Below are 12372 nucleotides of genomic sequence, written 5' to 3'. Positions count from 1 at the left end.
AACGACTTTTGAAGGTCTTTATGGATGTGAATCATATTGGCCTTCGAGCCAAATCAGTTGTCAGCTAGCACATAATCAAACGTCACCTTATTGGTAATAGCCTGGGCAATCAGGTTTTGAAATAATTGATTCTTGGTCACTGATGATTTTCTTCTCGTTTGTCTGGTTTTAATATCACAATAAGCGATATCTTTTTTAATCACCTCATATCCTATGGATAGGCTGAAGTCAGCGTAGCGAACCATGCACGACAAGATGTTTATCCCTTTGAGTACAGTCCCTTTAGCATGAGAGTAATGCCAGCAATTCACTTCACTCTCATCGGTGTAAGGTTTTTCCTCAATGGAGTCATCAAGAATCAATACTCCACCAACTGTTTCTTGCGACCTAACTGGCTTTTTTACATAGCACCAAAGTGATTTTGAACCAAAGTCCTCAAGACGAAGAAATCGGGTTACTTTGTCATGAGCAAATGCTCCATCAACCAAATCAGACAACCCTGTAGCTGTCGCATATTTATTTTGGAAAATTAAATACTCACTATAAAGATCAATCATATCCATTGAATCCCTCCCTAAAATTAAGGGCGGAATTCTAATGCTTTTTGTTCAATCTGCAAGTCCATGTGCGTAACATGAGTGTATAAGAAATTCAAAACACTTTCTAGTATCCTGTCAGAATCGCCGGGTAAGTGTCTGCCACTGAGTCCGGATTAATCCGAGCCGCGCGCGTCAGCAAGCGGAATTCTTTAAAAATATTCAAAATACCTATTGACACGGTTTTTCTGTAAAACTGATGTTTTTCCATATCAAACGTAAGTCATGCAATATGCATGCCCTAAGATCCCCAAGATCACAATGTAGCCCCTTTCACTAATAAAACATCTCCCTCCTGAGGTCAGATTTTTTCTTAGCCCTTAGTGGCGTTAAAACTCGAAAAATGCGTTCAAAAAAAGTCATGTTATGATTGCCGTATCAGCATTAGTAACGCAGTGGTAGATGATGAAACGCCAAGAAATCAAACAAGTTTTAGATGAGTTAACAAAAGATATCGATAGTCTTGCCGACAAAAAGGCCGTGACTATCATTAAGGTATTGGTTAATTTGGTCGAAATGCTTGCCGAAGAAAATGCTTTGCTCAGAGAGGAAAACCAAGTATTACGTGATGAGATAAACCGCCTTAAGGGTGAACAGGGCAAACCTAATATTCGCGGTCAATCCAAAGGTAGCAATGGCGATAATACAGGCAATTCCAATCATTCATCTGAAGGAGATCGCAATAAACGTGGTAAAGGGAACAATAAAAACACAGGCAAAGACAAAAAAAACGTACGTATTGATAGACGTGTTACGATTGCTCTGGACAAAGCAACGCTGCCAGATGACGCCAAGTTCAAGGGTTTTGAGATTCGAATCATCCAGGATCTAAAAATCATCACGGATAATGTTGAATTCAAGCTGGAAACGTATTACTCACCATCTTTGAAAAAAACCTTTATTGCGCCGATTCCTGGCGAATATAAGGGCAGTGAATTTGGTCCTGGGGTTAAAGCGCTGGTCATCACATTATACCGTGATGCAGGGATGACGGAGAGCGCCATTGAGCGCTGTCATGGGTCACGATTACTAGCCCACCCTCTGGCCACTCAAAGTAGCCCACTTAGGGTAAATTTTTTTAACTCACTTGTCATCTACTAAATTAAATTTCGGTATAAATTTTTTCCTGTATGACTCCCCATCAAGAACAATTCGATAAGCTTTATTTACGATACGATCTAATGCTGCGTTTGCCATAACCGGATCATAAAATAGCTCCATCCATCCTTCTATTTTACGGTTAGTAGTTATAATTAGCATAGAGTTTACATGGATAGCTGCTATTAAATCATACAGATCAGTGGACTGTTCTGGCGATAATGCTTTCAGCCCGAAGTCATCTAAAATAAGCACATCGTATCGTGAGTAACGTTTAAAAAGCGCAGTCCATGTTTCATCCGCTCTTGCTTGGTGGAACTGATTTAACAGTTCATTCGCTCTTATAAAGCAGACTTTTTTATGTCGTTGACATGCCATTAGACCCAGGGCTTGAGCCAGGTGAGTCTTTCCGGTGCCAACAGGTCCCATGATGATGACATGGTTTTTTTCTTTGATAAACTTCCCTGTCATCAGGGTGCGGATGGCTTGTGTGACTTGTGTTGAATATCGAGCCAGTTCAAAATTTTCAAAACACTGAGGCTCCTCAAATCGAGCTTGCCTTACACGCCCAGCAAGCAATTTTTGTTGACGAGCCTCATCCTCATCCTGAAACAACATTGAGAGCAACTCTTCATAAGAGAGGGACGCTGCGCGAGCCTGTTCTACTCTTGCTAGCAGTGTGTCTGGGATCCCTGTCAAACGTAGTTTTTTTGCAAGCTCTAACATATTGATATCACTCATAATGAGCCTCCATCGTTGAGCTGTAATCACTTGCTGCGCGAATATAGGCAAAGTTCTCATGATTGGCCGAGCGCTTAGTGGAGAATGTTCTCGTGTCTTTTTTATCCAGGCCTTCCGTGAGGATTTTTTTCAATGATTGATGAGTATAATTATCAAATAAAATCGCGCGTAAACATGCATTTTCAAGGCGCTCATTACCGTATTCCTCAACCAAGCGGATGATAGCCTGGGCTTTTCTTAAGCTCGTTCTAGAGCCTTCAGCCAGTACCTTTGTGACCATTTCCTCCGTTGCCTGACCAATTGCTTTGGCCGCTTCAATACAAACGCCAGCAGTATTTTCTAAGTAATACTTTGCAGAATTATGGTAGTCATTGGGATCCGTTTCCCACTGTCCACGCCCGTAGTTACGAATATGGGTCTTAATCAAAGCATGATTCACATAGGCCTGAACGGTCTTCAAGCCAACTCTAATTTTAACCTTTGTCCCGATATGTATCGTTGGCACAGAATAAAAATTACCAGCAACAACAAAATGATGGTCACGATGAACTTGAGCATCCATCCAAATGGGCATATCAAAAGCGCCTGCTGGCAGTGGGTTTAATAAATTAAATTCTTCATTTTTAAATACGTCAATTGGCTTTTCACCAGTGGTACTGCAGATGACGTGCGATACCTTATTAGCGCACCAATCACGTGCAAAGGCGTTCATCGAGGCCAAATCATCATAGGTTATCCCCGCGATAACCTGTTCTTTTACCAATTGAACACTACGCTCAACCTTCCCCTTGTGCTCGGGCGTTCGAGCCTTCGCCGGATCGGCTATAAAGTCATAAAAGCGAGATAACTCTGCATAGGTTTCATTGACCGTTGGATCATAAATATGTGCTTTAATAATTCCCGATTTCAAATTGTCTAAAAGAATGCAGTTGGGCACGCCTCCAAAAAAATGAAAGGCATTGATATGGCTTTGCGCCCATGATTGCTGATTTTGAGAATGTACAAACTCAACATATCGATACCGACTATGTGATAACGTCATAATAAAAGCGTATGTTTTTTTATTATTGATAAACCCAACAAACGCATAGTCAACTTGTGCTTCATGCCCAGGCTTTGTTAACAAATGTACCGTAGCCTTAGGCAACGAGGGGAAATGACGTTCAATATAACGACTAAGACTTCTTCGACTGCTAACAAGACCATTATCGCTTAAAATTCGGTGTATCTGCATATGGGTAATCCACTTCTCAGTGAGGAGTGATGCTATTTTTTCGTGATGCGCCTCAAGTTCTTTTTCTGATTTATTGGGTCTGTTGTTGGCTGTAGTATTAACGATTTTATTATGTATCTGCAAAGCGATAACTTCGAGCTCATCATTGGAAATATCCTCCTGATAACCCAAATCCTTGGCCATTGAAACGTACTTGCGTATGCTCATTCGTGAAACGCTTAGAGACTTTTCAATATTGCGTTGAGTCATCCCTTTTTTGTGCTGATATAGCACCTCTCTAATTTCTGCCATTGTTTTAATCCTCATCTCATAACAAATCCGTTAGTTATTGGTAATGACCAAACTAACACTGTTTATTTGCTACTCAAAGTGGGACTCAGAGATGGCCATGGAGTGGGCCATTAATCGTGGCCAAACCCGACCTTTAGTGGGCTAGTAATCGTGGCCCATGACAAGCGCTTTTTAAAAACATGTGGTATTCAAATATCACATGGTAAAATTGCTTCCATGCTGACAGAAGGCAATGATATTTTTCATCAGGAAAAAGAAGATATTGTCGATGCCGGTAGCAACGCAGGCTTGTACCAGCAGATGGATGACACAGGCAGTCGTGTTAACGGCAAAAATCACTACACCCATGTTTTATGTAATGACTTTTTTACAGCATACTTCACTCGTCGTAAAAAAGATCGCTTGACCTTATTGGAGTTGCTGTGTCGAGACCAATTAAAGTTTATGTTTAATCAGGAGGCTTATGAGTTAATGGATGAGTTTGGTCTCGCAAAAAAATGGTTGGATCAAATTAAACCAATGCTGCATGCACAACCCCTCACACGTGAATCAATCGATAGTTTGATGGGAACACTTTTTCCAAATCCAAAAAAACACAGCACGAATCGACGCATAATTCTTGAGTCAGCAGCTCTTGCCTATTATCAGCACTCGAAATACTTCATCCATTATTTAATGACAGATGATGCGCCTCAGTTTAATAAATTGGCCCTACATCATGCGCTGTGCTGGATCCATGAAGGTCGTCATTATAAAAAACTCACTCCATTCTCAGATATGAATCAGAATATATTGGCTGTATTTCTTGAGCAATTATGGGATTTCTACCATGCATTATTGACTTACAAGACGGCTCCATCTCAATCAATGGCCCAACAACTATCAATGCAATTTGATACTTTGTTCGCAACCACGACAGGCTATGATGTTTTAGATCAACGCATTGCAAAGACACGTGCTAAAAAACAAGCGTTATTATTGGTGTTAGACCATCCATTTCTGCCATTGCACAACAATGCCTCTGAATTAGGGACACGGTTTCAAGCAAGGATACGCGACATCAATCTCCAAACGGTCTCCCAAAATGGCACCAAATCAAAGGATACGTTTGCCACGATTGTACAGACGGCCAGAAAACTGAAAGTTAACGTTTATCAGTATATTTACGATAGGGTGACTAAAAAATTTGAAATGCCATCATTGGCTGAATTAATCTTACTTAAAGTGCGGCAGGTTCCATGCACCACATAAGCATCTCGAGATAATTCCGCTTGCTGACGCGCGCGGCTCGGATTAGTCCGGGCTCAGTGGCAGACACTTACCCGGCGATTCTGACAGGATACACTTTCTAAGTACTTTTCGTTGATGCTCCGGCTCTAATCTTGTGATTGTCTTTGTTTCATAAAAATCCTTGATACTATGTCGTGGAAAATTTTCAATAGCCCGAATATCTGAATATGATTCATGTAAAATATTAATTAAGGTTTTCTCCATACGATCACATAAATCGTCATTTGATAATGCATGAAGCTCTTCTTTTGTAATCGAGTTGAGCTGATACTTAAGCGGCACTTTCAATATCTACCGTTAAAGCCAACCCTTCCCGATTAAGCATATCCTGTAAACATAAACGTACAAATTGTTTTTCGGAGTATCCCAATTTATTTGCAAATTGCGCTGCCATTTTAGGGCTAATAAAACGTCTGTTATGTTCAATATCACATAAATTATGACGAGAAATGCCAAGTAATCTGGCAAACTCAACCTGTGTTACTTCCTCACCTTGGCGAATTGATAATATATAATCGCCTAATGTAGGTTTTTTTCCAATTAATGACTCTAAATAATTTAGAGTTTCTTTTGTTTCGTTAGTAATCATGTTTATTCACCTCCACTATTTCAACAATCTCCATCGCACCATTGTTACCAATCTTGTATATTGCTCTATAATTCTTACTTAAACGAATTGATCTCTGGCCACTCCTTTTGCCTTTCAGAGGCTCATCATGAAAACCTTCTAACTTCTAATAAACCATCATGGGATACTGCCTCAATCCATTCATATAATTTAATTGCTATATATTTAGGAACCTTTTGTAAATCTCTTTTAGCACTCTTCTCGATAATTACTTTATATATACGTAAGCGCCAAAGCAACCCCATCTACACAGGACAAGTGAATTAACTCAAACTCCTTTAAATTACAAACAAAGGAGACATGAGTATGAGTTCAAATCGACAGGCCTATTGGTCAGAGCAAAACAGCCTCTGGGAATCAAGTGGATTAGCGCAACCAAAATTTTGTGAACAACAAGGTCTGGTATATAAGCAATTTGTTTATTGGCGCGGAAGACTTAATAAAAAGATCTCCGGGAACGCTGAGCCGAAGCTGTTGAAGGTATCAACGACCCCAGCACGTGAACTATCCCAAGTTAAAGCTGCGCCGACATCCTGTCTGGAAGTTATCCTACCTACGGGTATTAAATTGCACATTAAAACTGAAGCAGACATCAGCAAAGCCAGTGCGCTTATCCAGCTATTAGGCGATGCACGATGATATCATTTGACCAGCAGCAGATTTATTTATACAGCCAGCCCATAGATATGCGCAAATCAATTAACGGCTTGAGTTATATTATTAGTGACCTATCGAGCCATATAGTACAAGATGGTTCACTGACTCTATTCTATAATCGGGCTCGTGATAAAGTGAAGTTGCTGTACTGGGACAAGAATGGCTTTGTCCTGATTTATAAACGTCTGGAAAAAGGCCGGTTTAAAATCATAAAATATGATGAAAATATGGATGTTGCAACACTTGATAACAAGCAATTAAGTTGGTTATTGGCAGGCCTTGATTATGACCTGATGGCTCAGAATAAAGCCCTTGATTACAGTGGTTTTTATTAATGAAACGTGTTGGTTTTATTGGGTCAAATGATGGTTTGGCCACTGGTTTTTTGGTATAATAAGCCCATGAAAAAGACCAATTACATCACTCAAAAAGACTCCAAAACCATGGAACAAATGGTGGCTGATTTACAGCTGAAATTGGTCGAGTCCGAGAAAAAACACCAAGAACATATTCAATCAAAAGACATTATTATTTCTGCGCTGCACCATCAGCTCTTTGTATTAAAAAACGCTAAATTTGGCCGAAAAAGCGAGAAGCTTGAAGAAGACAAACAGCTGGATTTAGGCTTTGATGAAGCAGAACTGTTGAGCTCACAAGATGTTACATCTGAAGAAGTTATTGAAACCAAAACCATTACGATTAAAAAGAAAAAACCTGGCCGCAAGCCACTCCCCTCAAACATGCCTTATATCGAGCACATTCATGACATCAATGATGCAGACAAACACTGTGCTTGCGGTTGTGCCTTAACACACATTGGCAATGAAACCAGTGAGCAACTTGATGTATTGCCTCAAGTCACTTATCGCGTGATTCACATCAGAAGAAAATACGCCTGCAAGTCATGCGAAGATACTATTAAAACAGCCAAGCCACCTAAACAACCTTTTCCAAAGAGCATTGCCACGGCAGGTCTTGTGGCAGCGGTCATTGATGCTAAGTTCAACCGTCATTTACCTCTATATCGCCAAGAGGATATGTTTAAAAGCATGGGCGCTGAGATTAGTCGTACTAATTTGGGTAACTGGGTGGTAAAAGCTGCCGAGCTGCTCAAGCCCATCGTTGATAAAATGGTGACACAAATACAAAGCTATGATGTAGCCTATGCTGATGAAACCGTACTTCAAGTCCTTAATGAACAAGGCAAGTTATCAACCAGCACCTCCTACATGTGGCTTTTTGGTGGGGGTCCACCAGATAAGCGCTGTTTTGTTTATCAATATCATTCGAGTCGCCAAGATGCGATTGCCAAGCAGTTCTTTGATTCGTTTGAAGGCTATCTTCATGCCGATTGCTACAGTGCTTATGTAAATCTTGATAAGTCGCGCATTAAGCATGTTGCTTGTATGGCGCATGCCAGACGTTACTTTGTTGATATTGTCAAAGCCACTAAAAACAAACCCGGTATTGCTAAATCAGCGGTTGAGTGGTTCGCGAAACTTTATGCTATTGAAAAGCGCTTAAAAGAAGACAAGGCAACAAATGAGCAAGTTAAACAGGCACGAATGACTGAAGCCAAGCCGATTTTAAGTGAGTTCAAGCAGTGGTTGTTAACACAACAAAAAACCACCTTGCCAAAGTCGCCACTCGGAAAAGCACTTTTTTATTCAATAAAGCACTGGGATAGTCTCACGCAATACATTAATGATGGTCGGCTTGAAATAGATAATAATCGTTCTGAACGCGCCATCAAACCCTTTGTGATCGGGCGGAAAAATTGGTTGTTTAATACATCAACTAAAGGTGCTGATGCTTCGAGTATTCTCTTTTCTCTAGTGCAAACATGCAAAGAGCATAGCGTGGATGTCTTTGCTTACTTTAAATTCGCGCTTGAGAGTGTCGCCAAATGTAATAATGAGCATGATATTCAACTCTTATTGCCCTACAACGTCAACCCAGAGTTACTCAAGGATCAAAGAATCATTCCTGTTTTACAGTATGAAGACAAGTAGGTCTTTGGTTTGGCGCTTACATATATACTCATCAATGATTTTTATTATAGTTTATAATATAACATTGTACCCAAATTCCGGGAACTTTTCAAATAAATATAACGGGGTTTTACGAACGCGCGATTCATGGAGCTCATTAAATCATTTTTCAAGTAATTTTTTATTAAAAGACCAGGTGTGTATTTAGGTCTACTTTTCAGATTAATCAGACTTATTGTGATGCCACCAAATTATCGTCACCTAGCTTACTTATCATATAATTAATAAATGAAGAACAGAAAACGACTTTGAATAGTGCATCACTGTATCCAACACTTATACTATTTTCTTTATTTGAATGACGTATACCGCCCTGGTCACTGGCAAAACCATAGAATTTTTTAATTCCTTCCTTCAATGAAGGATGCAATTGTAAATTTGGATGATTCATTAAATCACCCAGTGTACCTTTCTTATTTTTCGTAATTATTCTGATTAAAGCCTCTATCGCAGAAATTGACTCTTTGATACTATTTTGTACATCTGGATTTTCTTTATTGGATAGGAGCTTAACCGCTTTTTCTATATGCTCATTTACTAAATAAAATGGTGATTGCATTGCACTTTCAACTGATAATATTTCCTTACCATTAATTATTTCTAAGATAGCACTTCCAACAAATCGATAAGCGGAGTACTCTTTTTCTAAAATTAGGTTACATTTCTTTTTAAAACTCTCTGGAAGAGTTTCGGCAAGAAATTCCAGCAAATCATAAACTTCATTCCACTTTAATTTAAAAAATTTACTTTTAAATGCGTTAATAAAATTAGTTGGTGACATAGGAAAATTATCATACTCACAATAAAAGAAATCAGTCCAACATTTTTGAACAGCATCCAGCATTCCTTCTGTCCAAAAGCAACTACCATCAAATGAACGAACTTTTATATTTTCCTTAAATATTTCAAAAATACAGTTCCATAAACTTGTCATAAGCTTCGTATTAATTGATTCTTGTTGAAATACTCGTATGGCAAGACCTTTTCTTGTTGAAAAATTACTCATTGATGTACAGCTCCAAGATATTAATTTTATTCCATTTAATAAGCTTATGACAAAATATAATTGATCCCATGATCATGGGCTAATCGAAGTAATTTCAAATTGGCACCTTTAGGATGTACTTCACCCCTTTCCCATTTCTGATAAGTTGATGGCGTTACATTTAATATCTTTGCCATTACCGCTTGACTTAGTTTTTCTTTAACTCGCATTTTTTTGATATCTTCAGACTCAAGAAGTTTAACTTCGCTTAAGTTGAGGACTTCAATTTCCTTGAGTGTAATTGAATCTAATCGAAGATCTTTTGCTGTTTCTAACATCGCATCAATAATATTACTCATTTTGAACCTCTTCTAATGATCCATCTTTAATTAAATTATTTAGCTCTTCCTCAGAATTAGCCAATAAAGCTTTAGCAATAATTTTAATGGCTTTTTCTTCATTCGAAGAAATATTACTTTTTGCGTTTTTTTCAAACCCAAACACAAAAAAACAGTGATTCTTCTTTTTGAAGGCTACGATAGTTCTTACACTACCACTTTTACCTCTGCCCTTATTGGCAACGCGTTTTTTTATAACTCCTCCACCGTAATTGGCCTCGTAGTTATCACTAGCAATTTCGTTAGCAGCATCAACAAGTGATTTATTACTAACATCATTTTTAATAGCCCATTTGGCAAACAATTTTGTTTTTATTATTCTCATTATATCTGCCTTTTATAGTAAATATTACTATAGCAAATTTTACTATACTTAACAAGTATTGTTAGTAAATAAAACGGGGCGGCCTGTTGAAAAACATGGTTAAATAAAGATCAAACATGCGTATCCTGTCAGAATCGCCGGGTAAGTGTCTGCCACTGAGCCCGGACTAATCCGAGCCGCGCGCGTCAGCAAGCGGAATTATCTCGAGATGCTTATGTGGTGCATGGAACCTGCCGCACTTTAAGTAAGATTAATTCAGCCAATGATGGCATTTCAAATTTTTTAGTCACCCTATCGTAAATATACTGATAAACGTTAACTTTCAGTTTTCTGGCCGTCTGTACAATCGTGGCAAACGTATCCTTTGATTTGGTGCCATTTTGGGAGACCGTTTGGAGATTGATGTCGCGTATCCTTGCTTGAAACCGTGTCCCTAATTCAGAGGCATTGTTGTGCAATGGCAGAAATGGATGGTCTAACACCAATAATAACGCTTGTTTTTTAGCACGTGTCTTTGCAATGCGTTGATCTAAAACATCATAGCCTGTCGTGGTTGCGAACAAAGTATCAAATTGCATTGATAGTTGTTGGGCCATTGATTGAGATGGAGCCGTCTTGTAAGTCAATAATGCATGGTAGAAATCCCATAATTGCTCAAGAAATACAGCCAATATATTCTGATTCATATCTGAGAATGGAGTGAGTTTTTTATAATGACGACCTTCATGGATCCAGCACAGCGCATGATGTAGGGCCAATTTATTAAACTGAGGCGCATCATCTGTCATTAAATAATGGATGAAGTATTTCGAGTGCTGATAATAGGCAAGAGCTGCTGACTCAAGAATTATGCGTCGATTCGTGCTGTGTTTTTTTGGATTTGGAAAAAGTGTTCCCATCAAACTATCGATTGATTCACGTGTGAGGGGTTGTGCATGCAGCATTGGTTTAATTTGATCCAACCATTTTTTTGCGAGACCAAACTCATCCATTAACTCATAAGCCTCCTGATTAAACATAAACTTTAATTGGTCTCGACACAGCAACTCCAATAAGGTCAAGCGATCTTTTTTACGACGAGTGAAGTATGCTGTAAAAAAGTCATTACATAAAACATGGGTGTAGTGATTTTTGCCGTTAACACGACTGCCTGTGTCATCCATCTGCTGGTACAAGCCTGCGTTGCTACCGGCATCGACAATATCTTCTTTTTCCTGATGAAAAATATCATTGCCTTCTGTCAGCATGGAAGCAATTTTACCATGTGATATTTGAATACCACATGTTTTTAAAAAGCGCTCAATGGCGCTCTCCGTCATCCCTGCATCACGGTATAATGTGATGACCAGCGCTTTAACCCCAGGACCAAATTCACTGCCCTTATATTCGCCAGGAATCGGCGCAATAAAGGTTTTTTTCAAAGATGGTGAGTAATACGTTTCCAGCTTGAATTCAACATTATCCGTGATGATTTTTAGATCCTGGATGATTCGAATCTCAAAACCCTTGAACTTGGCGTCATCTGGCAGCGTTGCTTTGTCCAGAGCAATCGTAACACGTCTATCAATACGTACGTTTTTTTTGTCTTTGCCTGTGTTTTTATTGTTCCCTTTACCACGTTTATTGCGATCTCCTTCAGATGAATGATTGGAATTGCCTGTATTATCGCCATTGCTACCTTTGGATTGACCGCGAATATTAGGTTTGCCCTGTTCACCCTTAAGGCGGTTTATCTCATCACGTAATACTTGGTTTTCCTCTCTGAGCAAAGCATTTTCTTCGGCAAGCATTTCGACCAAATTAACCAATACCTTAATGATAGTCACGGCCTTTTTGTCGGCAAGACTATCGATATCTTTTGTTAACTCATCTAAAACTTGTTTGATTTCTTGGCGTTTCATCATCTACCACTGCGTTACTAATGCTGATACGGCAATCATAACATGACTTTTTTTGAACGCATTTTTCGAGTTTTAACGCCACTAAGGGCTAAGAAAAAATCTGACCTCAGGAGGGAGATGTTTTATTAGTGAAAGGGGCTACATTGTGATCTTGGGGATCTTAGGGCATGCATATTG

12 protein-coding genes and 1 pseudogene are annotated in these 12372 nt (G+C 39.1%); 5 read left to right on the top strand and 8 right to left on the bottom strand.

Going from position 1 to position 12372, the window contains the following annotated elements; all coding sequences use genetic code 11:
* Positions 1 to 56: 56 nt before the first annotated feature.
* Positions 57 to 563: pseudogene (locus HRS36_RS06330) on the bottom strand (IS701 family transposase); the annotation flags it as partial.
* 435 nt (positions 564 to 998) lie between these two features.
* Between HRS36_RS06330 and HRS36_RS06325 the strand changes: the two are divergent.
* Positions 999 to 1697 (top strand): hypothetical protein, encoded by a 699-nt coding sequence (locus tag HRS36_RS06325; protein WP_173236639.1) that lies wholly within the window; start codon positions 999 to 1001, stop codon positions 1695 to 1697.
* Here HRS36_RS06325 and istB read toward each other — a convergent pair.
* Positions 1680 to 2435: an IS21-like element helper ATPase IstB gene (gene istB / locus HRS36_RS06320; RefSeq protein WP_173235440.1), complete on the bottom strand. Its 756-nt coding sequence runs from the start codon at positions 2433 to 2435 to the stop codon at positions 1680 to 1682. The two genes, HRS36_RS06325 and istB, sit on opposite strands and share 18 nt — an antisense overlap.
* Entirely contained in the window at positions 2428 to 3975 is a 1548-nt protein-coding gene (gene istA, locus HRS36_RS06315) for an IS21 family transposase (RefSeq protein WP_173235442.1), read from the bottom strand. Before istA ends, istB begins: the two co-directional genes overlap by 8 nt.
* 135 nt (positions 3976 to 4110) lie before the next feature.
* On the opposite strand from istA, the gene HRS36_RS06310 reads away from it, so the two are divergent.
* Complete coding sequence (locus HRS36_RS06310) at positions 4111 to 5211, top strand: IS66 family transposase (protein WP_173236638.1); 1101 nt, start codon at positions 4111 to 4113, stop codon at positions 5209 to 5211.
* A 310-nt stretch (positions 5212 to 5521) separates the two neighbouring features.
* Here the strand turns inward: HRS36_RS06310 and HRS36_RS06305 are convergent, their stop codons facing one another.
* Positions 5522 to 5839, bottom strand: coding sequence for a helix-turn-helix domain-containing protein (locus HRS36_RS06305; RefSeq protein ID WP_173236637.1), 318 nt, complete (start codon positions 5837 to 5839; stop codon positions 5522 to 5524).
* Positions 5840 to 6184: 345 nt separating this feature from the next.
* Between HRS36_RS06305 and tnpA the strand changes: the two genes are divergently transcribed.
* Genes tnpA through tnpC form a run of 3 tightly spaced genes read left to right on the top strand, consistent with a single transcriptional unit; the run spans position 6185 to position 8547 of the window.
* Positions 6185 to 6517: an IS66 family insertion sequence element accessory protein TnpA gene (gene tnpA, locus HRS36_RS06300; protein WP_173236269.1), complete on the top strand. Its 333-nt coding sequence runs from the start codon at positions 6185 to 6187 to the stop codon at positions 6515 to 6517.
* Complete coding sequence (gene tnpB / locus HRS36_RS06295; RefSeq protein WP_173236292.1) at positions 6514 to 6870, top strand: IS66 family insertion sequence element accessory protein TnpB; 357 nt, start codon at positions 6514 to 6516, stop codon at positions 6868 to 6870. The genes tnpA and tnpB overlap by 4 nt, the downstream gene beginning before the upstream one ends.
* Positions 6871 to 6897: 27 nt before the next feature.
* Complete coding sequence (gene tnpC, locus HRS36_RS06290; RefSeq protein WP_226905466.1) at positions 6898 to 8547, top strand: IS66 family transposase; 1650 nt, start codon at positions 6898 to 6900, stop codon at positions 8545 to 8547.
* Between the two features lie 211 nt (positions 8548 to 8758).
* On the opposite strand, the gene HRS36_RS06285 is transcribed toward tnpC, so the two are convergent.
* From HRS36_RS06285 to HRS36_RS06270, 4 genes are all read right to left on the bottom strand, one after another.
* Positions 8759 to 9592 (bottom strand): AbiJ-NTD4 domain-containing protein, encoded by an 834-nt coding sequence (locus tag HRS36_RS06285; protein WP_173236636.1) that lies wholly within the window; start codon positions 9590 to 9592, stop codon positions 8759 to 8761.
* A 44-nt stretch (positions 9593 to 9636) separates the two neighbouring features.
* On the bottom strand, positions 9637 to 9930 hold the full coding sequence (locus HRS36_RS06280; protein ID WP_173236635.1) for a helix-turn-helix domain-containing protein: 294 nt from the start codon (positions 9928 to 9930) through the stop codon (positions 9637 to 9639).
* Positions 9923 to 10294, bottom strand: coding sequence for a type II toxin-antitoxin system RelE/ParE family toxin (locus HRS36_RS06275; protein WP_173236634.1), 372 nt, complete (start codon positions 10292 to 10294; stop codon positions 9923 to 9925). Before HRS36_RS06275 ends, HRS36_RS06280 begins: the two co-directional genes overlap by 8 nt.
* 212 nt (positions 10295 to 10506) lie before the next feature.
* Entirely contained in the window at positions 10507 to 12198 is a 1692-nt protein-coding gene (locus HRS36_RS06270; protein WP_173235423.1) for an IS66 family transposase, read from the bottom strand.
* Positions 12199 to 12372: the final 174 nt, after the last annotated feature.

It is taken from the genome of Legionella antarctica, assembly GCF_011764505.1.
GTDB classification, from domain to species: Bacteria; Pseudomonadota; Gammaproteobacteria; order Legionellales; family Legionellaceae; genus Legionella; species Legionella antarctica.
Note: the sequence above shows the minus strand (reverse complement) of the source record. Positions and strands in the feature narration are given on the sequence as shown.

What these genes read in the sequence shown, in the direction of transcription:
- tnpC (WP_226905466.1), top strand. Translation starts at nt 6,898, where the DNA reads ATGATGGTTTGGCCACTGGTTTTTTGGTATAATAAGCCCATGAAAAAG.
- istB (WP_173235440.1), bottom strand. Translation starts at nt 2,435, where the DNA reads ATGAGTGATATCAATATGTTAGAGCTTGCAAAAAAACTACGTTTGACA.
- HRS36_RS06305 (WP_173236637.1), bottom strand. Translation starts at nt 5,839, where the DNA reads ATGATTACTAACGAAACAAAAGAAACTCTAAATTATTTAGAGTCATTA.
- istA (WP_173235442.1), bottom strand. Translation starts at nt 3,975, where the DNA reads ATGAGGATTAAAACAATGGCAGAAATTAGAGAGGTGCTATATCAGCAC.
- tnpA (WP_173236269.1), top strand. Translation starts at nt 6,185, where the DNA reads ATGAGTTCAAATCGACAGGCCTATTGGTCAGAGCAAAACAGCCTCTGG.
- HRS36_RS06270 (WP_173235423.1), bottom strand. Translation starts at nt 12,198, where the DNA reads ATGATGAAACGCCAAGAAATCAAACAAGTTTTAGATGAGTTAACAAAA.
- HRS36_RS06325 (WP_173236639.1), top strand. Translation starts at nt 999, where the DNA reads ATGATGAAACGCCAAGAAATCAAACAAGTTTTAGATGAGTTAACAAAA.
- tnpB (WP_173236292.1), top strand. Translation starts at nt 6,514, where the DNA reads ATGATATCATTTGACCAGCAGCAGATTTATTTATACAGCCAGCCCATA.
- HRS36_RS06280 (WP_173236635.1), bottom strand. Translation starts at nt 9,930, where the DNA reads ATGAGTAATATTATTGATGCGATGTTAGAAACAGCAAAAGATCTTCGA.
- HRS36_RS06285 (WP_173236636.1), bottom strand. Translation starts at nt 9,592, where the DNA reads ATGAGTAATTTTTCAACAAGAAAAGGTCTTGCCATACGAGTATTTCAA.
- HRS36_RS06275 (WP_173236634.1), bottom strand. Translation starts at nt 10,294, where the DNA reads ATGAGAATAATAAAAACAAAATTGTTTGCCAAATGGGCTATTAAAAAT.